Here is a 20,999-nt window from a genome sequence, read left to right on the forward strand (position 1 = left end):
TTAGGGTTCCAAGGTTAAAGAAATAGTAAGGCTTTGCTGAGTAAACTGTAAAGTATCGGACACGGTTTGAATATCGCCAGGACGCTGTTCAACAGTGCCTGACAATGACATACGTGCTACAACCTGAACCTGATCAGAATTGGCTAAGCTCCACCCGGCTTGCATGGCCATTTGCTCTGTAAGTTGCAGTTCTACCTTGCCTTCAGGTAAGGGAATACGCTGCACGGCTAGCGGCAAGGCCGCGCCATCTACCGCACGGGCGAATAAAAACAAACTGGCTTCTGGGTTAGCTTGCTTTAGCTCAGGTGCAACGTTTAAACGTACGTTAATAACACGCCCAGCCACTTCAACTTTTACGCCCAGTTCTTTTAAGCGCTGCTGCACCGCACTGTAGCGCGGATCGTCTTGGGGTAATTGCGTTAATAACAACTGCCATGCACTCGTTGCTTCGGCGAGATCGCCTTTTTCATAGGCGATCAACGCCATTAACGATAACGCATCGCTATTTTTGGGCTCTTTAGTTAGTATTTTCGCTACTGCTCGTCCAGCTCTAGCCAAGCTAGCGTCATCGGCCAGCAAAATGAGTGCCTGCGCATAGCTAAGCAATAACGGAGTACGTTCTGGAGTTAAACGCAGCGCGCGCTCAAAGGCAGCAACCGCTTGCTCTACCGCGCCCTGTGATAAGCGAATACGGCCAAGTAACATCCATGCTACCGCATCATCGCCCTCATTCGCTAAACGCGTGCGAAGCGCTAGCGCAAACCATTCAATTTCTTGCTCAGATAGTGGCTCGCCTTGGTTTAATAGCGCTCGTTCGCCATACTGTTTTAGATTTTGCTGTGCTTGTTGCCAGTCAGCTAGCTGTTGGTAATGCCCGCTGAGGCTATAAATTGCACCAACCAGCACTGCAACAATAACCAGCAACACGGCCGGCAATTGCCAGCTTGGTTTGGCTGACAAAACTGCGGCTGACTGTGTTTTCTGCAAAAACTGGCTTTTTAACTCTTGGGCTGCACTATCAAAATCTTGCTCGGCTAGCTCACCGCTGTCTCTTGCTAGGGCTAATAGTTGTAACCGCTCTTCAAATAATTGGCTTGGTGTTTGCTGGGGTAAATTAGCGGCACGTCTAGGCCAGAATAAACATAGCGCAGTGAACAACAACATGCATAAAGCGGCAATTAAAACAGGCCAAATCATGGTTTTTTACTCCGGTAACGGGCGATAAGTTGATCAAGCTCGGCCTCTGACGTAGGTTGTATTGCAGCATCTGAACCAATAGCTTGACGAGAGCGACGCACAATACCCGTAACCAATAATGCCAATAATACCAGTAACGGCAGCAACCATAACCACAAGGTGTAGCGATTAACCGGTGGAATGTAATGCACAAAATCGCCATAGCGATTAATCATATAATCGAGTATTTGTTGCCGGCTTTTACCTTCGCGAATTAACTGATAGGTTTTGCCTCGCATATCAACAGACACCACGGCATGCGAGTCGGCAATATTTTGGTTTTGGCACTGCGGACAGCGTAACTCTGCAGTAAGTTGCTGATACAATTGGCGTTGCTGTTCGTTATCAAACTGCAATACTTCTTGGCTATAGGCATTAACACTGCTAAACAACACCCAGCAGAGTAACGCGAATACACTGAGTGGGCGCATTATGGCGTTCTCCACTGCTGATATAACGGCGCCAGTTTACTGCGCCACACCATAGGATTAATATCGCCAATATGATGCGCTCGCACTATGCCGTTAGCGTCAATAATAAAGGTTTCTGGTGCGCCACTAACGCCAAGATCGAGTGACAAGCTGCGCTTAATATCTAGCATATTAAATTGATAAGGATCGCCCTGTTGCGTTAATTTTTGCTGTACGTCTTGCTGTAATACCGCAAGATTAAACGGTGCATCAAAGGTGGGGTCACGCGGCAGTTCATAATACAACCCAACAATTTTTACGCCCTGCTTACGCAATTCGGCTAGATAACCCAGCTCAGCGTTACAGGTAGGACACCAAGTGCCCCAGACGTTTAATAAATAGGTTTCGCCTTTTAGTTTTTCTGGCGTCCAGATTTTTTTTGGCTGCATTAAATCAGCCAAGGCAAAATCAGGTAAGGCTTTGTTTAAACTGGCTGACTCGCGCTCACGCGGATCAGAAAACAGTCCACTAAGTAAAAATAGCGTTAACGCCAAAAATGCAACTAAGGGTACATAAAACAGCACTTTACGCATCAGCTACTCCCGCTACTGTTGCATCAGTCGTTGTCGTTTTTCGCCGATAACGTTTATCGGCCAAAGCTAATAGTGCACCTAGCGCCATTAACAGACCGCCGAGCCAGATCCAACGCACAAAGGGTTTTACTTGAATACGCAGTGCCCAAGCACCACCGGGTAACTCTTCAGCTAGCGATACATAAAGATCACGGCTTAAACGCGCATGTACCGCAGATTCGGTCATTACCGTACGTTGAATACGATAAAAGCGTTTTTCGGCGTGTAAATGGGTAACAAATTGGCCATTTTGCCGTACATCTAGCTCAGCAGCTTGCCCGCCATAGTTAGCACCATTTAAATCGTACACATCGGTTAGTGTAAACTCATAGCCGGCCACTGTGGCGGTGTCACCTTCTAGCATGCGAACATCGCGCTCGGTGGTATAGGTTTTGGTCATAGCAACACCGATTACCAGTACCGCAAAACCGATATGCGCCAAGGTCATACCATAGTGGCTCGCATTAAGTTTAGTGATGCCTTTACCAATAGAACCAAATTGACGTAAGCGCAGCACCACCTCGGCTAAGGCGGAAATACCCACCCAAGCACCTAACAACATGCCAAGTAAGGCCAAGTTTGCTTGCACGCTTTGCATGCTAGATAACACACCCAGAGCAATAGCTAATGCGGCTATTGCCACTAAGCTAAGCGGACGCATTAATGGCATAACCTGCTGTTGTTTCCAGCGTACCCAAGGGCCTAGGCCGAGTAAGAGCGCAAAGGGGATCGAAAGATAATAAAACATTTGATTAAAAAATGGTTCACCAATAGAAATAGAACCTAAGCCCAACTCTTTATGAAATAGCGGAAACAAGGTGCCTAAAAACACGATTAAACAGGCAGTAAGCAAAAATATATTATTGCCCCACAGCAGCATTTCACGAGAGAACAACTGATACCTAGCTTGGCTACGCACTGAATTCATCCGACGGCCATAGAGCAGCAATGAGCCACCCACGACCAGCAATAAAAACACTAGCAAATACAAACCGCGACCAGGATCGGTAGCAAATGAATGCACCGATACCAACACACCGGAACGCACTAAAAATGCACCGACTAAACTTAAGGCAAATGCCGCTAACGCCAATAATACGGTCCAGCTTTTAAAAGTGCCGCGCTTTTCGGTTACCGCTAAACTATGAATTAAGGCCGTACCAACTAACCAAGGCATAAAAGAGGCGTTTTCTACCGGATCCCAAAACCACCAACCGCCCCAACCCAGTTCGTTATAAGCCCACCAGCTACCTAGCATAATGCCAAGGGTTAAAAACAACCACGCAGCCAGCGCCCAAGGCCGAACCCAACGCGCCCACACACTGTCGAAACGGCCGCTCATCAGCGCCGCGATAGCAAAGGCAAACGCCACAGCAAAACCGACGTAGCCCATATACAACATGGGCGGGTGCATAATCATGCCGAAATCTTGCAATAATGGGTTAAGGTCGCGCCCTTCTACCGGAAAGAACGGTAAACTGCGCAAAAATGGGTTAGACATAAACAAGGAAAAGGCAACAAAACCCGCACTGATTAAACCCAAGATACCCAGTATGCGCCCCTGTAATAACAAGGGTAATGCTTTAGAAAACTGCGCTACCAACGCTGTCCAAAACGCCAACATTAATACCCATAGCAACATTGAGCCTTCGTGAGAGCCAAAACTTGCGGTAACTTGGTAATACCAAGGCAAAGTAGAGCTGGAGTTTTGTGCCACGTTAATAACGGTAAAATCGTTATGACAAAACGCATAAACTAATGCGGCCATTGCCACTAAAGCAAAAGCAAACTGACCAAACGCCAACGGTTTAGCCAACAGCAGCAAACGCTGATTAGCTGTAAAGCTGCCCAGCAGTGGCACTACTGCCAGCAGTAACGATAAGGCAAAAACAAAGGTAAGCGCTAGCTGTCCGGCTTCAACTATCATTTAGTATGATCCTTGCGTCGGTTTATTTGTGCTGGCATCAAGCTGTGACGGCGGCACATGTTTAATTCCTTTCATCGCCTCAGCAACTTCTGGTGGCATATATTCTTCGTCGTGCTTGGCTAATACTTCGTTGGCTTCGATGGTAGTGGCGTCAACTAGTGTACCCTGCGCTACTATGCCTTGGCCCTCACGAAACAGATCAGGCAAAATACCTTTATAAGTAACATGCACTAACGGCCCAGTGTCGACTAAATCAAAGCTCACTTGTAACGAATTAGGATCACGCTTTACTGAGCCAACAACTACCATGCCGCCAATACGCAAGCGCTGGCCGATTTGCGGTTTAACCTTGTCATTGCCCAATCCATCGATTAATTGCGATGGCGTATAAAACAAATCAATATTTTGCTGTAATGCGTATAACATTGCACCAACGGCACCGGTTAACAGGGCAATGACCACGAGGATAGCGAGTAAACGTTTCTGACGTCTTGGCTGCATTATTTTGTTTGCTCCTGATATTGCTTCACACGTTGCTCGCGCGCCAACCTTGATTGCAGTTGACGTTTAAATTGTTTTTGTTGGTAATGGCTATAACCCGTTAACGCTACTAATAACAAATAAGTAATGCCAAACGACAACCAAACAAATAGCGCATAGCCACCCATATGCCAAAAATCGGCCATTGACTGAAAATACATCTATTGTGCCTCCACAAGGTTTTTTACCCAGGGTCGGTGTTGCTCATTTAACAAAATGGCGGTGCGTAAACGCAAGCACACCAACGCTAGCATAATGACTTTGAATGCCAATATGCTAATAAGCAACGGCCATAACATACTGGGGTCAATTGACGGCTTGGCAAACTTGGTAAGAGACGCGCCCTGGTGCAAGGTGTTCCACCATTCTACCGAGAAATGAATAATAGGCAGATTAATAACGCCAACAATAGCCAGTAAAGATGCTACCTTAGCGCCCGTTTTCCGGTCTGAAAACGCGCCACTTAATGCAATGACCCCGAGATACAAAAATAATAAAATTAGCTCTGATGTTAAACGTGCGTCCCATACCCACCAAGTACCCCACATGGGTTTACCCCAGGCCATACCGGTAATTAATGCAATGGCGGTATATATCGCACCAACAGGAGCAATCGCTAGTACTGACCACTGCGCGACCTTTACTTGCCAAACTAAGGCAATAAAGGCAGCAATTGCCATAGCCGAATAGGTGCCCATCGACATAATGGCTGCAGGTACATGAATATGAATGATGCGATAGCTATCACCCTGCTGATAATCAGCGGGTGTAAAGGCCAAGCCCCAGATATTGCCCACTAGCAATAACACGACGCCAAGGGCAATTAACCAAGGATAAAAGCGACCGCATAGCTGGTATACGGTTTCTGGCTTAGCATAAGGGTGCAACCATTTAAACATATCAGCTCACATTCAATTTTAATGCGCCAATCACCGCTAGCGGGATCAGTGCCAAAGCAAATAACAACATCGCTAACATAATTGCTAGCTGTCCATGATACGACATACCCGTTGCGGCTGCTTCCATTGCTGCACTAGCAAAAATAAGTAGCGGAATATACAGCGGCAAAATAAGCAGTGCCAGTAAAATGCCGCCTTTATCGGCGGATACCGTAAGCGCTGCGCCCATAACCCCAAGCAGGCTAAGTAATGGCGTACCTAGCAATAAGGTAAAGAGCAACGCAACGAAACCGGCAGTATCGATATTAAGTAACAAGGCAACTACCGGTGACAACAACACCAAAGGCAAACCGGTGCTTAGCCAATTAGTAAACAGTTTAGCCAGCACAAAACTCAATAACGGCTGGCGCGCCGCAACGAGTTGTTCAATAACCCCATTTCGATAATCATCTTTAAATAAGCGCTCGGCTGCTAACAGCACGCTGAGTAAGGCGGCAATCCAAACGATACCGGGTGCCATTATACGCAGTAAATTAGGCGATGGGCCAACGCCCAACGGAAACAAACAGAGCACGATAACAAAAAATAACAACGGATTTAGCCAGTCTGCTTTTTGTCGGGCTAATAGCCTGAGCTCACGTTTAATAAACTGCCCTAGCATTACCATCGATATGCCAACTCTAATTTGCTTTGATGCACAAAGGCCACGCTTAAACTTTGGTGTGTGGTAAGAATAATAGCGCCACCTTGTTGCAAGTGTGCGAAAAAGTGTTGTTGCAACATCGCGATAGCGGCTTGGTCTAGTGCCGTAAAGGGTTCATCTAAAATCCATAATTGGCAGTTAGTAAACCATAATCGCGCCAAAGATACGCGCCGCTGCTGCCCTGCTGATAACATACGACAAGGCACATCTTCTAAACCCGCTAAACCCAAGGTTGCCAACAACGCAAAGTCATCTGCTGGGGCAATACCGGAGGCCGCGCGCCAAAAGCTAATATTTTCTAAAGCCGTTAATTGTTCATGAATACCACTATGGTGGCCGATATAACATAAGTTAGCGGCGTAATCAGCATACACTCTGGCTATAGGTTGTTGTAGATAATATAAACTGCCATCGTCGGCTTGAGCTAGCCCAGCTAAAATGCGCAATAATGAGCTTTTACCCGCGCCATTTTTACCGGCAATCTGTAATAGTTCACCGCTACGCACGCTAACATCAAGCTGTTCAAACAGCACACGATCTTGGCGAATACAGGACAAAGCAGTACCCTGCAATATAATTTGGCCGGCGCTAACAGCAAACATTTGTGGTTTAATCACTAAGCTCTAACTATCGACAACAGTAAAAATTGGCCGCATATTACCATATAGACGACATAATACGAACGTGGTTATGTGATAAAGTAACAAAAAACGAGCAAAAATATGAACCAGATTAATCTGGATAAACTACTACAACTGGCGCCAAGCGGCAAAGCAGATACCGCTGCATTGAAATTAGTGGTTGCTCAGGTCTATCAGGGACAGATCCAACAACTTAGTGGTGGCGGTTTTAGTCTACAGGTGCCTTCTGCGCAAGGCGCGCTGCAAATTACTTTACCTGCGTCGGCTAACATTACATTGCAGCAATTAGTACAACAAGCCAGCCCTGAGGCGATAAAAACCGGGCAGTTAGCCGCACTGCAAACTAACTTACCGCCGCGCTTGCCGGTGCAGGTACAGTTTCAGCCGCTAGCTAATGGCAATATTGAGCTGAATATTCAAACGGTTGCCAAAGCTATTACGCTCAATATACCGCCCGAGCAGTTGCGTCAGTTATTACTGGCGGCTTATAGCGCAAAAACCGCAACGACACCAATGCGCAGTGCAGATAGCAGCATTAGCGCGCTATTAGTTACCGCAAAAATACCCCTAACGGCAAATAACACGTTAATTCAGTTGCCGGCATTAGCGCCATTAGCCTTATCGGGCAAAGCTCAGGCTAATTTAGCGCAGTGGTTAGGCGTGAGCCAATCAAGCCAATTTACTGTTGCCTTACAACTTAAAACCAGCGACAAAGGGGTTGAGCCTAACGTGTTACAGCCGACAAGCCAAGGCCAACAACCTGGCACCGCAATGCTTGATAAACCGCAGCAACAAGCCTTGCTACAGCAATTAATTAAGGTATTTAACCAACAGCCGGTAAATACCGCCGGCAGTAACCATCCTATTCTTAATGCGGTAAAACAGCTGGGCATTGCTCCGCCTGGTGCCTATCAATTACAGTTGCAAGCTAACAGCTCAGGTAGTCTTGCTCAGTTGCAATTGCTGCCACAAAAAGACCAATTGCAGTTAGCCGTATTACCTGAAGACAGTAATCGGCCCCTGCAGTTTATTAGCCGAACAGCGCAAAATACGCCAACCACAACAGCAGGTGCAGCTAGTGGTTTTTTATCTGCCGCGACAGTACAACAAGCGTGGCGACATTTGTTACCCTTATTGCCACAAAAAGGCGATCTGCTCACGGCATTACCAGAGTTGCCCGAGCAGGTACAACAGATATTACAACTCGTTCGCCAAAGCCAACCCGATGGCAGTAAAGTGCTAACGTTAAACCAACTCGCACCACAACTGCAAAGCCTACTGCAATTTCAGCCGCTGCAAAACAATGCCAATGTTCAAACCAGTGGTGGCACATTAGCCGTCGCAATACAGCTATTGTTGGGGCATTTATTGCAAAAACCGCTTAGCGCAGCACAGCAACCTGCAAACCAAAAGCTACTGCAATTAGTAAACTCATTAGAGCCAAACCAAACGAGTAACTTATTGCGGCAGTTAGCTGGCCATAGCGGAACATTGCAACAAAGCCAGCTCGCAACCTTAGATAGCAGCCAAAGTGCGCAACAACATTTACTATTGCAGTTGCCGCTGCAACAAGGCGAGCACTCCGTTTTTAGCCAAATACAATTAGAGCAGCGTGAGGCTGATGGCAAGGCAAAAGGAGAAAAGCAAACGCAGTGGCAACTCACCATGCGTTTTGACTTGCAGCAACTCGGGCCATTACTAGTTGTGGCAAAGTTACAGCAGCAACAATTACAGTTACAATTTTATACTGAACAAACTGAAACGAAGCAGTTAGCTGATAAGTTTTTACCGTTGCTAAAAGAGCGCTGTAATATGCAAGGTTTAGTAGTAAGCGATGCTGACTGTGTACTGGGTAAAATTCCTGATACCTTATTGCCACGCGCCAACAGTTTACTTGCGGTTAAAGTATAGGGATCAGCTATGACAGAAAATAAGCAGCAAAAAACCGCCACTGCACTGCAGTACCAAGGTAAACAAGCTCCAACGATAACGGCAAAAGGCCACGGTGAGCTGGCAGACGATATTGTGGCCCTCGCCCGTGAGCATGGCATCTTGGTACATCAAGACGACGAGTTAAGTAAATTACTCAGTCAATTAGAGCTAGGTGAGCAAATACCCAAAGAGTTATATATTGTGATTGCAGAGCTGATTGCGTTTTCTTATGTGTTACAGGGTAAGTTTCCGGAAAACTGGCACAATATTCATCAGCGCATTGATTTTAAAACGTAAAATAGCGCTTATAACTGCTTTTGCTGGTGCAGGTTAAACAACAGTTCCGCTTCAGCCCGCGGCAATTCACATTCACGCATTATTTCTTCTAGATCTGCGCCTAACTGCACCATCTTCATCGCTCGGCTATAAATTTTTGATTCAGGATCAGTAAGCTCTAACGCTTGCTGCTTATCGGCAAGCTGTTGCATATCGGCACTTAGCTGACTATTAAGCTGAGCTAAGCCGGCATCTAGTTGCAATACGCGCTGGCCAACACCAATAACACCGGCCCGTAGCTCTTCAAGCTCATGTTTACCATGTTCTTGTTGCTGCGCGCTAAATTCAAGCCGCTGTTCTAACGCGGCTAATTGTGCCACAACATTTTTGCGTAGCTTGGCGAACCACAGATATATAACTAGCATAAATGCCAGTAATAATACTGCCTGAATTATTACACCAAGCCACATAGTCATTCCTAGAGCGACGTTACTTCGTCCCACTCTTCATCATTGAGGAGTTTATTTAGATCAACCAGAATTAACAGTTCGCCTTCACGGTTAGATACCCCTTGAATAAAGCGCGCACTTTCTTCTGTGCCTACATTTGGCGCGGTATCAATTTCTGACGATTTTAAGTACACCACTTCGGCAACGCTATCTACCAAAATACCGATAACTTGTTTTTCTGCTTCAATAATAACAATACGCGTATTATCCGTTACATCGGCTGGCTCTAAACCAAAACGTGAACGGGTATCAATAACCGTAACCACGTTACCGCGTAAATTAATAATACCTAATACATAATCAGGTGAACCTGGCACGGGTGCAATTTCGGTATAGCGCAGTACTTCTTGCACCTGCATTACGTTAATGCCGTAGGTTTCATCTTGCAATTTAAAAGTAACCCACTGCAACACGATGTCTGCGGCGTCATTCTTTTTAACTGACTGCTTGGTTAAATTACTCATGCACAGCTCCTGTATAAATACCTTTTCCGCTTAAGCACTGATATCCAGACCGCGGTTTAATAAATCTATCATAGCGTCAACATCAACTAATACACACATATGTTTTTTGATTAAGCCCGCCATCCAAGGTCTTTTACCCTCAGCTTCGCGCCACTTTACATCGTCTTGTTCTAAAACATAGGTATTAATTAATGTTTCGCAGCATAAACCCCAGTTACTGCTACCCAGCATAATAACATACTGATAGTTTAGCTTTTGCTGTAAGGTTTCGTCATATTTTTCTGGCATAACCCAACGAGCGGTATCCACCGTGTTTATTTTCTGTTCGCGGTACAGCATTACGCCTTTAAACCATTCCGGTTTACCAATCAGGCTATTCACTTTACCTAATTGATGAATACCACCGAGTTCCTTTAAAGGTACTGCTATTTTTAACCCAGCAACGTCAAAAAATAAGGCTTGAAATTTGCCTTGTCGATAGTCTTTTTGCTCAGTTGCAACAGATACTGTTGGTACTTCTGCCGCCGCAATGCGTTGGGTTACAGGCACATCTCGTTGCTGTAAGTGCTGTGCTTGTTCTACTTGTACAAATTTCGCTTTAAGTGTAGCTAACGCCGCGGCATCGGCAGCCACTTCAGTTTTAGCTTCAATTTTTTGTGCGGCTATTGGTTCAGCTGGCACTATGGTCGCTTGGGCTAACAACTCATTAAGTTGCTGCTTTTTTTCTTCTTCCAGCATTAACGTTTCACTGGGATCTTCGTCAACCAACAAAGCGGATAAATAATGCTGCATCACTTTTTGACTGGCGATTAAATTACTCATGCCGACTCCGGCGCCTGTTGCAGTAAATAGGTCAGTAAGGTGTTGTAGGCAAATACACCGCGTGAGGCCGAGGCAAATTCACTCGGCGGCGTTTGTGCTAAACTTGCGTCGCGAAACTTAGTGTCGACCGGAATTACCGCAGACCAAACTTTATCTTGATACTTTGCTTTTAGCTCTTTGTAGGCTTCTAATGAGGCTTTAGTTCTCTTGTCATACATAGTTGGAATAATAGTGTAGGCATAGTCTCTTTTTTGCGACGTGCGCATTAATGCTAAGGTCGCAATCATTCGTTCTAAGCCCTTTAATGCCAGAAACTCGGTTTGCACAGGAATAAGCAAACGATCACAAGCCGCAATAGCATTGACCATTAACACCCCCATTACTGGAGGGCAGTCAATGACGACATAATCGTACTCTTTTTCGATTTTAAGTAAGGCCTTTTTCAGCATTAAACCCATGCCACCCTTATTACCTAGCGAGCGATCGAGTGTGGCTAAGGCCATTGATGAAGGCAAAATGTCTAAATTGTCCATGCCACTTGGGCATAATGACTGCAAAATTTGTTCGCTGGTAATATCTTTACCACGAATAAAAATATCGTAAACGCTAACTTCTAACTCTTCAGCGTCAATGCCAAAATAATAGGTTAGCGATGCGTGCGGATCGGTGTCTACCAACAAAACCTTGTAGCCGCGTTGGGCTAATAAGCCACCAAGCGTAACGGTAGTAGTCGTTTTACCCACACCACCTTTCTGATTTGCTACTGTCCAAATAACCACTTCAAGGTTCCTGTTGTTCTGGAGACTTTATGTCAGTATTGTCTTCTCGTGTGGTGATACGAATACCGCCACCGGGCAAAGCAATAACTTTTATACTGCCATCTTTTTGCGATACTTGCTCTAATTGTCGCTGTAATGCCGCGTTTTCAGTCGAACTATCTATCTTAGGTTCGTCACTAGCTTGGTTAGCGAAATAACCAAAACGCGATATGGCAATCACCACTTTACGATTAGCCGCTCTACCTTGAATACTGTCGTTTGCGTTAAACGGATAATACTGACCATAACCTTCTATTGCTAAACGCTGAGGAGTGGTGCCTTGCCGCTCCAGTAACCTAAGTACAGAGGTAGCACGGCTTACAGAGAGCTCCCAATTTGAGGAGAATAATTCATTATTAATGGGCTGATCATCGGTATAGCCGCGAACACGAATAAAATTAGTAATTGGGTTAATAACCTTGGTAATTTCCGCCAATAATGTTTGCGCCGATTGCGTAGCAGTAGCACTGCCGCTAGCAAATAATAAACCACTGCTTAATTCGATAGTTAGCCAATTTTCGTCCTGCTGCAGCTTAACTAAACCTTGTTCTAGTAGATTTGCCAGCGCCTTAGTTAATTGTTGCTCTACAGACTGCAATGGGCTGCCAAGCTTATGTTGGGTAACATCCGACAATTGCGTTGCGTCGGCCAATAGCGTTGGCCCTTTTGCTGGTTCTAAAGACGTGCCGTACAGATCGAGCTCACTTTGTGGTACTGGTGTTGTTAGTACGGATAGCCCTTGTTTGCCAGTACCAGAATGCTCAGGCGTTTCAAATATTTTCGTTAAACTATCCGCTAACACACTGTACTTTTCTTCTTTAACAATGGACATGGCGTATAACACTACAAATAGCGCAAACATTAAGGTCATATAATCGGCATAAGAAACCAACCAGCGATCTAGCTGTTCTGGCTCTACATGCGAATGTTTTTGCTTATGGCGGTACATGTGTTTTACCCCGGATGATAAGCCGAAAGCTTACGCTCTATATTGCGTGGGTTTTCGCCATAGGCAATAGACACCAACCCTTCAACAATAAGCTCGTGATACAACGTACGCTGATGCACTAAATTCTTTAATTTGTTACCAACAGGTATAAATACTAAGTTAGCAAAACCCACACCATAAATGGTGGCAACAAAAGCGGTGCCAATACCTAACCCTAATAGTTCAGGGTCTGAAATGTTCGACATAGCTTGAATTAAACCCAATACCGCGCCAACGATACCAATAGTGGGGCTATAACCACCCATAGCATCAAAAATACGTGCTCCGCGTAATAACCGTTCGCGCTCAAGCGTTAACTCCGCATCCAGTGTATCTTGCAACGCTTTTGGCTCTACCCCGTCGACTAACAAATTTAAACCACGATGTAAAAATGGATCCCGCTCGGCCAAGGCATCGTTTTCTAAGGCTAAAAAACCATTACCTCGCGCGGCACCGCCCCAATGCACAATGCGTTCAGCAGTATGTTGCAGTGGTAAATGATCGGCGCGTATTACCCATGGCAGCATTTTTAGGCCAAGTTTAAATTGTGCTGAAGGTGTTTGCAGCATTACCGCACCCACGGTGCCGCCGACAACGATTAAAAACGCAGGAAAGTGCAACAACGTGGCAAGGCTACCGCCCTCAATAACAAAGCCACCGGCGACAGCCAATATAGCCAGTAAAAAACCACTAATTGCCAGCTTATCCATGCGTTACTTCCGTTATCAAACGTCCGGCGACGTCATTAAGACTTACCTCAACATCCATTAACCCTGCAGCGGCAATAGCTTGAGGCATGCCATATACAACACAGCTGGCTTCATCTTGGGCCCAAACTTTTGCCCCCACTTGTTTTAGTAATCTAGCACCTTCGCGTCCGTCTGCGCCCATACCCGTTAATACAATGGCTAGGACTTGATCGCTAAATACTTTTGCAGCGGTAGCAAAGGTAATATCAACACTGGGTTTAAAGGTAATGCGTGGTGAGTCGTCTTCTTTAATGCGCAGTCTTGCCTCACGCTCGCTGCCTTCAATTAGCATTTGTTTACCACCGGGCGCTAAGTAAGCCACGCCAGGTCGAAGTACATCATTATCTTTTGCTTCACACACTTCAATTTTAGCTAACGTATTTAAACGTTGGGCAAAAGCACCGGTAAATGCAGCAGGCATATGCTGAATAAGGACAATCGGCAAAGGGAAGTTTTCTGGCAATGCTGTAATAATACGCTGTAACGCAACAGGGCCACCGGTTGAGGTACCAATAGCCACTAATTTGTACTGTTTACCACTGGCCTGAAATCGTGTCGAGCTGGTGCTGGTTACTCGCTCACTCAATTTAGGTCGCTCAAAGCTAGTACGGGTTAACGCTGGACGTTCGGCTAAACGCGCAGCGCTGCTGCTGTCAGGCCTTGGTGCAACAGTGCTGCTAAACGTTGCCCTACCAAGCTGACGCTTACGAGCTACCGCTTTTACTCTATCACGCAGTAATTGCCCCGCCTCATCTTTATCACGGGCAATATCTTCAAATTTTTTCGGCAGAAAATCTACTGCCCCAGCTTCTAACGCATCAAGGGTCGCCTTTGCGCCTTCATGGGTTAGTGAAGAAAACATTAAAATAGGAATACGTTGTTGCTGCATAATTTCACGGACTGCTGAAATGCCATCTAAAACCGGCATTTCAATGTCCATGGTAATTACATCAGGTTTAAGCGCTAAGGCTTTTTCAACCCCTTCACGGCCGTTATTGGCGGTGTCTACAACTTCTATATCGCCATCTTTAGTCAGAATTTCTGTTAGGCGGCGGCGAAAAAAGCTTGAATCATCAACCACTAACACCTTAATCGACATAGCGTTCTCTCTTTAGGCGTTGGCTTTATTGAAGCGGTCAAATTTAATTTTTGACTTCTTCGCGTAGTGTTTTAACAAGTTGGGTACGTCAAGAATTAGTGCTATACCACCATCTGAAGTAATGGTTGCGCCGGCCATACCTGGCGTGCCTTGCAGCAGTGCGTCAAGCGGCTTTATGACCACTTCTTCTTGACCAATTAGCGAGTCAACAACAAAACCGACTTGCTGGGTGCCAATTTGCACAATTACTACGTGGCCTTGCTCACGTCGACGTTTTTTATCTGAACCTTTAACTAGCCAATGCTCAAGGAAAAACAGTGGGATAGCTTTATTGCGCACGACAACGGTAAGTTGGCCATCTACCACGTTAGTTTTGTTTAAATCGAGATGGAAAATTTCACTTACACCAGCCAGTGGTAAAGCAAAAGTTTGTTTTCCTACCACGACCATTAAGGTTGGCAGTATAGCTAAGGTTAGTGGAACTTTAATTTCCAGCGAGGTGCCTTCACCCAATTTAGAGTGAATATGCACGGTACCGTTAAGCTGATTAATCTTGGTCTTTACTACGTCCATACCGACGCCACGACCTGAGATATCTGAAATTTGTTCTTTAGTTGAAAACCCTGGCGCAAAAATTAGATTAAATGCTTCGGTATCAGACATGCGTGCAGCAGCATCAACGTCAAGAATACCGCGTTTAATAGCGATACCTTTCAGCTTTTCTGGATCCATACCTGCACCATCATCTTGTATGGTTAACAAAATATGGTCGCCGGCCTGCTCTGCGGCGAGCCGCACTGTTCCTACCCGGGTTTTACCTGATTTTTGCCGAACATCTGGCATTTCGATGCCGTGGTCTACCGAGTTTCGTACAAGGTGCACTAGCGGATCGGCTAGCGCCTCAACCAAGTTTTTATCTAAATCGGTTTCTTCACCTTCGAGTACTAACTCTATATCTTTTTGTAAAGCGCGGGCCAAATCTCGTACCACTCGAGGGAAGCGGCCAAATACTTTTTTAATCGGTTGCATACGCGTTTTCATTACCGCGCCTTGAATATCAGCGGTAACAACATCTAAGTTCGAAATGGCTTTGCTCATTTCTTCACTTTGTACGGTAGTCGACAAACTTACCAAGCGATTACGCACTAATACCAGCTCGCCAACCATATTCATAATTTGGTCAAGCCGCTTGGTATCTACCCGCACAGTAGTTTCTGCTTGGGCTGCTTGCTGCGCCGCTGCCGCTTTGTCAGCGACAGGCGCAACCGGTGCTTTACTTTCTACCGGTTCGATTACCGCAGGTGCTCTGCTCGGTGCAGCAGGCTTAGTTTCCGCGGGTGTTGCCGCCGTAGCCTTAACTACGGGTGCATTGCCTTTACCGTGCAATTGATCGAGCAGCGCTTCGAACTCGGCATCATCAATTTCATCGTTAGTTTTGCTATTATTTGTTACCGGAGCTTTAGGTGGTATAACCGTTTTTTTCTGCTCAGCAGATTCCGGTATAAACGCCCCTTTGCCATGCAATTGATCTAGCATGGCTTCAAATTCATCATCGGTAATATCATCATTGCCGGCCGATGCAGCGGGTGTTACTGGTGTAGAAATGACAGGAGCTGCAGCTTTTTTACCATGCAGTTCATCCATCATTTTTTCAAATTCTTCTTCAGTAATTTCATCGATATTGCTGCTAGATGCTGGCGGTGCTGATACCGGTGCAGCAACTTTAGCGGCTACAGGCTCAGCCGCTGCTGCCACAACGGGAGGCGCTCCAGCAGCTTCCGGATTACTGTAATAATGTAATGCATCTAACACCGCTGCCGAAGCAGGTGTTAATGGCTGACGGTTTTGTACTTCAACAAACATCGCATTAATGCTATCGAGCGACTGTAAAATAACGTCCATCAGCTCAGCGGTAACACGGCGCTTACCGGTACGAAGAATATCAAACACGTTTTCGGCGCCATGGCAGGCATCAACTAACTCGGTTAGTGATAAAAAGCCAGCGCCACCTTTTACAGTATGGAAGCCGCGAAAAATAGCGTTAAGTAAATTAGCATCGTCTGGATTATTTTCCAGTTCGACCAGCTGCTCTTGCAGTAATTCGAGGATTTCACCGGCTTCAACCAGGAAGTCCTGCAGTATATCCTCATCCATATCAAAGCTCATGCAAAAACACCTCTGTTAGAAACCTAAGCTGGATAACAAATCATCAACGTCATCCTGACCGCTGACGACATCATCACGCTCTGCTGCATCAATGATAGGCCCTTCGGCTTCATGCGCTTTGGGTTTACTTTTCACTGGTTTAGCGTCTGGTAATGCCGTAAGACTAGACTGACCAAATGCGGTTAATAGGCCGATTAAGCTTTCTTCAACTTCCCGTACTAACTCGATAACACGGCGCAAAATTTGTCCGGTGAGATCTTGGTAGTCTTGTGCCATTAACACGTCAGTAAGTAGCGAGTTAAGGGTACTAGAATTGCCACTCGCTTGGGTAAAAAAACTATCTAATGTATGACATAGCCCTTTAAACTCACCTAACTGCATTTGTCGTTGCATTAATTTTTGCCACTGCGGTTCAATTTTACCTAACTGCTGGCTTAATTCATCAGCAATAGGTAAACACGACTCAACAGCGTCCATAGTGCGATTAGCCGCTTGTTCCGTCATATCGATAACGTGAATTAGCCGCTTTTTCGCATCGGGGATATCTTCTTCGAGTAAATTACTTAACGATGGGTCAATTTGGAAATTTTTTAACGAATCGTGTAACTGACGGGTTAGCTTTCCTACTTCGGCAAATAGCTCTGAAGATCCAGGTACAGCAAGTTGCTGTACCATCTGGTTAGCGGTTTCGTGCTCACCCATTTCAAGCAGTTGCACTAATTCTTTAGCTTGCTCAAGAGAAATTAAAGGCGCCGTAATTGCGGACATGGCTACGCTCCTATGTCAGTTACGATTAGCCAATCCGTTCAAATACTTTAGCCAACTTCTCTTGCAAAGTTGCTGCCGTAAAAGGCTTTACAATATAACCATTCACTCCAGCTTGGGCCGCAGCAATAATTTGTTCTTTCTTTGCTTCTGCCGTTACCATAAGTACTGGAATTTGTTTTAGCTTTGCATCGGCTCGAATGGCACGTAGCAAGTCGATACCTTGCATACCTGGCATATTCCAGTCGGTTACGACAAAATCAAAATCACCATTTTGCAGCATAGGCAACGCTGTGCTGCCATCATCTGCTTCAGACACGTTTGTAAAGCCCAGATCGCGTAACAGATTTTTTATTATCCGTCTCATAGTTGAAAAGTCATCAACTACAAGAATTTTCATGTTTTTATCCAAAATCCCCTCCGGCGAGATATTACTGTTATCTCAGAATAGGTTACAACCAATCCTGCATTCTGGCTTTTAATCTGACCAATGCCTGACTATGGATTTGACTGATCCGAGACTCGCTGACATTCAGCACGGCCCCGATCTCCTTCAAGTTTAGTTCGTCATTATAATACAGCGAAAGCACTAATGCTTCACGCTCGGGTAAACTACTAATTGTTTTTGCTAAATCATGATGAAAACTCTCATGAGCTTGGTTTTCATACAAATGATCGCTATCAGAATCACCCGCTGTTACTAGAACATCTTCAGGTATACCAAGATCTTCTATGCCGATTATTCTACCACTACTAATATCACTTAACATATGATGGTATTCATCCAAAGATATATCAAGTTTTTCAGCAACTTCACTGTCTTTTATATCTCTGCTGTACAGTGCTTCAAGCTCAGCTATTGTTTCTGCTATTAACCGCGCATTACGATGTACTGAGCGTGGTGTCCAATCACCACGGCGCATCTCATCGAGCATAGCACCGCGAATACGAATACCAGCAAAGGTTTCAAAGCTTGCGCCCTTGCTGCCATCAAAATTCTTTGCGGCTTCAATTAAGCCTATCATCCCTGACTGAATAAGATCATCAACCAACACACTGGCTGGCAAACGAGCCAACAGATGATAGGCTATTCGCTTAACTAAAGGCGCATGACGCTCGACCAGTTGCTGCATATGGTCAACACCGCCATAAGCTGCAATTTTTCTGCTCACACTACCCCCCGATCAGCTTTAGGTTGTAATAACTGCTCCAGAAAAAACTCTAAATGGCCAGACGCCACTACTGGCAATGGCCATTTTACAGCTTTTAACGCTAAACCTTTAATCGCCATACTCGCTGGCGTTTTGGGGAACAGTTCGATAAACGCTTTTTGTTTACGTGCTGCTTTACGTACGTTTTCATCATACGGAATGGTTGCAACCAGCTCTAAACTTACATCTAAAAAACGATCCGTAACTCGAGTGAGTTTGGCAAATAACTCTTGGCCTTCTTTTAAGCTGCGCACCATATTAGCGACGATCTTAAATTTCTCTACGCCGTGATCTCGGCTTAGAATCTTCATTAATGCATAAGCATCGGTGATAGATGAAGGCTCATCACAAACTACTACCATCACATCTTGTGAAGCTCGAGAAAAACTCAACACCATGTCAGATATACCTGCAGCGGTATCAACCAACAACACATCAACTGGCGTTTTTAATTCACTAAAGGCGCGAATAAGGCCAGCATGTTCGGCAGGTGCTAGCTCGGTCATACTTTGTGAACCAGAAGTGGCGGGTATAATTTTAATACCAAAAGGGCCGTCTATTATTACTTCGTCAAGTTCAGCCTCTCCGGCCAAAACATGAGATAAATTCTTTTCTACTCTAAGGCCGAGCATAACATCACAATTTGCTAAGCCAAGGTCAGCATCTAGTACTAACACTCTTTTACCAAGCTGAGCCATCGACATGGCAAGGTTAAGGCTGACGTTGGTTTTACCCACACCGCCTTTACCTCCAGTAATTGATATTACTTTTACCATCTGCTTATTCATTTTTCTCAAGCCGCTGGCTTGATCATCAGTATTAACATGACTATGCATAGGTTCCATCCGCGCGGTTCACCTCGTTGTTATACCACTGATGAGCCGTGCCTGTTTGTGCAATTCGTAATTGTTCTGCGTGTTGCACCAGTTTTGGTGCATCAGCAACCGCTATATCTTCCGGTACTCGCTGGCCATTGGTTAAATAACTTACTGGCAGTGCGTTCGCAATAGCGACATTAATAACTTCGCCCAAGCTCAAGCACTCATCAAGTTTGGTGAAAATACAACCAGACAAAGGAATACGTTTGAAATGTGTCACACTTTCTTGCATTACTCTTGCTTGTGCTGTGGCAGACAATACCAGATAACTTTTTATTTTAACACGACTATTGTGCATCAGGCTGGCAAGTTTCTCTGCTAAACGTACATCGCGCTGGCTCATGCCCGCGGTATCTATCAATATTAGTTTGCGTTGTTGTAACTGATTGATTAACAGCGACAGTTCATCGCTGTCTTTGGCCATTTTAACTGGACAACCAATAATACGTCCAAAGGTAGCTAATTGCTCATACGCGCCAATGCGATAGCTGTCGGTAGTAATTAACGCAACCTGATCGGCACCATGGCGTTTAGCAAACTCTGCAGCCAGTTTAGCGACAGTTGTAGTTTTGCCTACACCCGTTGGACCAACCAGTGCAACCACGCCACCGCGACGTAGTATATCATCATTAGTGGTACTTAGCTGGCCAGCCAGTAATTCTAGTGCAGCATCCCAAGCATCTGTGCTGTTTAGCTCTTCCGGCATAAAGCACGCTAACTGGTCAGCAACCTGTTCTGATAAGCCTAACTGTTGCAAGTTTTCAATAATTAGCGCGCGGATTGGTTCACGACGTGCTAGATCTTGCCACATTAAGCCAGACACTTGATGTTGTAATAATTGACGCATAGACAACATTTCATTGCGCATGGCGTCCATTTGTAGCTGTACTAATTTTGCTTGCTGATCTTGCTGTTTCGTTATTTCGCTAAGTTGCATTGAGCTAACATTAGCATTTGTGCCAGAATTTTGACGTTCAAACGCTGCAGCGCGCTGCGGCTCTTTTATCGGTGCAACCTTGGGTGTTGCCTGTTGCGAGCTAACCTGCTGTTTGATCATCTGGCGAGCCAATAACGCCTTTAGTGAATCCGCTGGGGTGTCGGCTTCATCATCAGCAACGGTTGCGGTAAATCGGGGTTCCGCCCTTGGTGCAGCTACAGGCGCGCTTTTAATGGCGGCTATCGGTTCATTATCTATAGCCGCAACAATTTCTACGCCTTCAGGCACTTTTTTATTTGACAGAATAATGGCGTCAGGGCCAAGAAACTCTTTCACCTCAGTTAAGGCGGTACGCATATCTTTTGCTACAAAGCGTTTAATTTTCATGAGTTTACTC

24 protein-coding genes are annotated in these 20,999 nt (G+C 45.4%); 2 read left to right on the plus strand and 22 right to left on the minus strand.

All coding sequences use genetic code 11. From position 1 onward, the window contains the following. From ccmI to ccmA, 9 genes are read right to left on the minus strand one after another with little or no spacing between them, the layout of a single operon-like run. A complete protein-coding gene (gene ccmI, locus MN199_RS08350) occupies positions 1 to 1,197 on the minus strand; it encodes a c-type cytochrome biogenesis protein CcmI (protein ID WP_335739079.1) in 1,197 nt (398 codons plus the stop codon). Then, entirely contained in the window at positions 1,194 to 1,667 is a 474-nt protein-coding gene (locus MN199_RS08355; protein WP_335739080.1) for a cytochrome c-type biogenesis protein, read from the minus strand. The genes ccmI and MN199_RS08355 overlap by 4 nt, the downstream gene beginning before the upstream one ends. After that, positions 1,667 to 2,239, minus strand: coding sequence for a DsbE family thiol:disulfide interchange protein (locus MN199_RS08360; RefSeq protein ID WP_335739081.1), 573 nt, complete (start codon positions 2,237 to 2,239; stop codon positions 1,667 to 1,669). Before MN199_RS08360 ends, MN199_RS08355 begins: the two co-directional genes overlap by 1 nt. Next, the gene (locus MN199_RS08365) at positions 2,232 to 4,205 is read right to left on the minus strand and encodes a heme lyase CcmF/NrfE family subunit (RefSeq protein ID WP_335739082.1); all 1,974 of its coding nucleotides are present in this window, start codon (positions 4,203 to 4,205) and stop codon (positions 2,232 to 2,234) included. The genes MN199_RS08360 and MN199_RS08365 overlap by 8 nt, the downstream gene beginning before the upstream one ends. Further along, positions 4,206 to 4,706, minus strand: coding sequence for a cytochrome c maturation protein CcmE (ccmE, locus tag MN199_RS08370; RefSeq protein ID WP_132584289.1), 501 nt, complete (start codon positions 4,704 to 4,706; stop codon positions 4,206 to 4,208). Continuing rightward, a complete protein-coding gene (gene ccmD, locus MN199_RS08375) occupies positions 4,706 to 4,906 on the minus strand; it encodes a heme exporter protein CcmD (RefSeq protein ID WP_132584291.1) in 201 nt (66 codons plus the stop codon). The genes ccmE and ccmD overlap by 1 nt, the downstream gene beginning before the upstream one ends. Next, a complete protein-coding gene (locus MN199_RS08380; RefSeq protein WP_335739083.1) occupies positions 4,907 to 5,644 on the minus strand; it encodes a heme ABC transporter permease in 738 nt (245 codons plus the stop codon). Between the two features lies 1 nt (position 5,645). Next, complete coding sequence (gene ccmB / locus MN199_RS08385; protein WP_335739084.1) at positions 5,646 to 6,311, minus strand: heme exporter protein CcmB; 666 nt, start codon at positions 6,309 to 6,311, stop codon at positions 5,646 to 5,648. Further along, positions 6,305 to 6,964 carry a cytochrome c biogenesis heme-transporting ATPase CcmA gene (ccmA, locus tag MN199_RS08390; protein WP_335739085.1) on the minus strand — a complete coding sequence of 220 codons (660 nt, stop codon included), beginning with the start codon at positions 6,962 to 6,964 and terminating at the stop codon, positions 6,305 to 6,307. The genes ccmB and ccmA overlap by 7 nt, the downstream gene beginning before the upstream one ends. Before the next feature lie 105 nt (positions 6,965 to 7,069). Between ccmA and MN199_RS08395 the strand changes: the two genes are divergently transcribed. Together MN199_RS08395 and MN199_RS08400 are read left to right on the plus strand one after the other, a co-directional pair. Further along, complete coding sequence (locus tag MN199_RS08395; RefSeq protein ID WP_335739086.1) at positions 7,070 to 8,899, plus strand: flagellar hook-length control protein FliK; 1,830 nt, start codon at positions 7,070 to 7,072, stop codon at positions 8,897 to 8,899. Between the two features lie 9 nt (positions 8,900 to 8,908). Beyond that, positions 8,909 to 9,217 carry an EscU/YscU/HrcU family type III secretion system export apparatus switch protein gene (locus MN199_RS08400; RefSeq protein ID WP_132584301.1) on the plus strand — a complete coding sequence of 103 codons (309 nt, stop codon included), beginning with the start codon at positions 8,909 to 8,911 and terminating at the stop codon, positions 9,215 to 9,217. Between the two features lie 8 nt (positions 9,218 to 9,225). On the opposite strand, the gene MN199_RS08405 is transcribed toward MN199_RS08400, so the two are convergent. From MN199_RS08405 to flhF, 13 genes are read right to left on the minus strand one after another with little or no spacing between them, the layout of a single operon-like run. After that, complete coding sequence (locus MN199_RS08405) at positions 9,226 to 9,666, minus strand: DUF2802 domain-containing protein (RefSeq protein ID WP_132584303.1); 441 nt, start codon at positions 9,664 to 9,666, stop codon at positions 9,226 to 9,228. A gap of 8 nt (positions 9,667 to 9,674) precedes the next feature. Then, complete coding sequence (locus MN199_RS08410) at positions 9,675 to 10,169, minus strand: chemotaxis protein CheW (RefSeq protein WP_132584305.1); 495 nt, start codon at positions 10,167 to 10,169, stop codon at positions 9,675 to 9,677. A 30-nt stretch (positions 10,170 to 10,199) separates the two neighbouring features. Continuing rightward, positions 10,200 to 10,991 carry a chemotaxis protein CheW gene (locus MN199_RS08415; protein ID WP_132584307.1) on the minus strand — a complete coding sequence of 264 codons (792 nt, stop codon included), beginning with the start codon at positions 10,989 to 10,991 and terminating at the stop codon, positions 10,200 to 10,202. Further along, a complete protein-coding gene (locus MN199_RS08420; RefSeq protein ID WP_132584309.1) occupies positions 10,988 to 11,770 on the minus strand; it encodes a ParA family protein in 783 nt (260 codons plus the stop codon). Before MN199_RS08420 ends, MN199_RS08415 begins: the two co-directional genes overlap by 4 nt. A 1-nt stretch (position 11,771) precedes the next feature. Beyond that, a complete protein-coding gene (locus tag MN199_RS08425) occupies positions 11,772 to 12,758 on the minus strand; it encodes a flagellar motor protein MotB (protein ID WP_335739087.1) in 987 nt (328 codons plus the stop codon). A 5-nt stretch (positions 12,759 to 12,763) separates the two neighbouring features. Next, the gene (locus tag MN199_RS08430) at positions 12,764 to 13,507 is read right to left on the minus strand and encodes a flagellar motor protein (protein ID WP_132584313.1); all 744 of its coding nucleotides are present in this window, start codon (positions 13,505 to 13,507) and stop codon (positions 12,764 to 12,766) included. Further along, complete coding sequence (locus MN199_RS08435) at positions 13,500 to 14,645, minus strand: protein-glutamate methylesterase/protein-glutamine glutaminase (protein WP_132584315.1); 1,146 nt, start codon at positions 14,643 to 14,645, stop codon at positions 13,500 to 13,502. Before MN199_RS08435 ends, MN199_RS08430 begins: the two co-directional genes overlap by 8 nt. Positions 14,646 to 14,657: 12 nt before the next feature. Further along, a complete protein-coding gene (locus tag MN199_RS08440; RefSeq protein ID WP_335739088.1) occupies positions 14,658 to 16,811 on the minus strand; it encodes a chemotaxis protein CheA in 2,154 nt (717 codons plus the stop codon). A 15-nt stretch (positions 16,812 to 16,826) separates the two neighbouring features. Beyond that, on the minus strand, positions 16,827 to 17,579 hold the full coding sequence (locus MN199_RS08445) for a protein phosphatase CheZ (protein WP_132584319.1): 753 nt from the start codon (positions 17,577 to 17,579) through the stop codon (positions 16,827 to 16,829). A gap of 25 nt (positions 17,580 to 17,604) precedes the next feature. Next, positions 17,605 to 17,976 (minus strand): chemotaxis response regulator CheY, encoded by a 372-nt coding sequence (cheY, locus tag MN199_RS08450; RefSeq protein ID WP_207903071.1) that lies wholly within the window; start codon positions 17,974 to 17,976, stop codon positions 17,605 to 17,607. 52 nt (positions 17,977 to 18,028) lie between these two features. Beyond that, positions 18,029 to 18,748 carry an RNA polymerase sigma factor FliA gene (locus MN199_RS08455; RefSeq protein WP_472511585.1) on the minus strand — a complete coding sequence of 240 codons (720 nt, stop codon included), beginning with the start codon at positions 18,746 to 18,748 and terminating at the stop codon, positions 18,029 to 18,031. After that, positions 18,745 to 19,623 (minus strand): MinD/ParA family protein, encoded by an 879-nt coding sequence (locus MN199_RS08460; RefSeq protein WP_472511587.1) that lies wholly within the window; start codon positions 19,621 to 19,623, stop codon positions 18,745 to 18,747. Before MN199_RS08460 ends, MN199_RS08455 begins: the two co-directional genes overlap by 4 nt. Further along, the gene (flhF, locus tag MN199_RS08465) at positions 19,616 to 20,989 is read right to left on the minus strand and encodes a flagellar biosynthesis protein FlhF (RefSeq protein WP_335739089.1); all 1,374 of its coding nucleotides are present in this window, start codon (positions 20,987 to 20,989) and stop codon (positions 19,616 to 19,618) included. The genes MN199_RS08460 and flhF overlap by 8 nt, the downstream gene beginning before the upstream one ends. Between the last annotated feature and the right edge of the window lie 10 nt (positions 20,990 to 20,999).

The sequence above is a fragment of the Rheinheimera metallidurans genome, from assembly GCF_036983985.1.
Classification (GTDB): domain Bacteria; phylum Pseudomonadota; class Gammaproteobacteria; order Enterobacterales; family Alteromonadaceae; genus Alishewanella; species Alishewanella metallidurans.

Bases quoted from the DNA above. Each gene is read 5' to 3' on its own strand.
- ccmI (WP_335739079.1), bottom strand. From the start codon at position 1,197: ATGATTTGGCCTGTTTTAATTGCCGCTTTATGCATGTTGTTGTTCACT.
- MN199_RS08355 (WP_335739080.1), bottom strand. From the start codon at position 1,667: ATGCGCCCACTCAGTGTATTCGCGTTACTCTGCTGGGTGTTGTTTAGC.
- MN199_RS08360 (WP_335739081.1), bottom strand. From the start codon at position 2,239: ATGCGTAAAGTGCTGTTTTATGTACCCTTAGTTGCATTTTTGGCGTTA.
- MN199_RS08365 (WP_335739082.1), bottom strand. From the start codon at position 4,205: ATGATAGTTGAAGCCGGACAGCTAGCGCTTACCTTTGTTTTTGCCTTA.
- ccmE (WP_132584289.1), bottom strand. From the start codon at position 4,706: ATGCAGCCAAGACGTCAGAAACGTTTACTCGCTATCCTCGTGGTCATT.
- ccmD (WP_132584291.1), bottom strand. From the start codon at position 4,906: ATGTATTTTCAGTCAATGGCCGATTTTTGGCATATGGGTGGCTATGCG.
- MN199_RS08380 (WP_335739083.1), bottom strand. From the start codon at position 5,644: ATGTTTAAATGGTTGCACCCTTATGCTAAGCCAGAAACCGTATACCAG.
- ccmB (WP_335739084.1), bottom strand. From the start codon at position 6,311: ATGGTAATGCTAGGGCAGTTTATTAAACGTGAGCTCAGGCTATTAGCC.
- MN199_RS08395 (WP_335739086.1), top strand. From the start codon at position 7,070: ATGAACCAGATTAATCTGGATAAACTACTACAACTGGCGCCAAGCGGC.
- MN199_RS08400 (WP_132584301.1), top strand. From the start codon at position 8,909: ATGACAGAAAATAAGCAGCAAAAAACCGCCACTGCACTGCAGTACCAA.
- MN199_RS08405 (WP_132584303.1), bottom strand. From the start codon at position 9,666: ATGTGGCTTGGTGTAATAATTCAGGCAGTATTATTACTGGCATTTATG.
- MN199_RS08410 (WP_132584305.1), bottom strand. From the start codon at position 10,169: ATGAGTAATTTAACCAAGCAGTCAGTTAAAAAGAATGACGCCGCAGAC.
- MN199_RS08415 (WP_132584307.1), bottom strand. From the start codon at position 10,991: ATGAGTAATTTAATCGCCAGTCAAAAAGTGATGCAGCATTATTTATCC.
- MN199_RS08425 (WP_335739087.1), bottom strand. From the start codon at position 12,758: ATGTACCGCCATAAGCAAAAACATTCGCATGTAGAGCCAGAACAGCTA.
- MN199_RS08430 (WP_132584313.1), bottom strand. From the start codon at position 13,507: ATGGATAAGCTGGCAATTAGTGGTTTTTTACTGGCTATATTGGCTGTC.
- MN199_RS08435 (WP_132584315.1), bottom strand. From the start codon at position 14,645: ATGTCGATTAAGGTGTTAGTGGTTGATGATTCAAGCTTTTTTCGCCGC.
- MN199_RS08440 (WP_335739088.1), bottom strand. From the start codon at position 16,811: ATGAGCTTTGATATGGATGAGGATATACTGCAGGACTTCCTGGTTGAA.
- MN199_RS08445 (WP_132584319.1), bottom strand. From the start codon at position 17,579: ATGTCCGCAATTACGGCGCCTTTAATTTCTCTTGAGCAAGCTAAAGAA.
- cheY (WP_207903071.1), bottom strand. From the start codon at position 17,976: ATGAAAATTCTTGTAGTTGATGACTTTTCAACTATGAGACGGATAATA.
- MN199_RS08460 (WP_472511587.1), bottom strand. From the start codon at position 19,623: ATGCATAGTCATGTTAATACTGATGATCAAGCCAGCGGCTTGAGAAAA.
- flhF (WP_335739089.1), bottom strand. From the start codon at position 20,989: ATGAAAATTAAACGCTTTGTAGCAAAAGATATGCGTACCGCCTTAACT.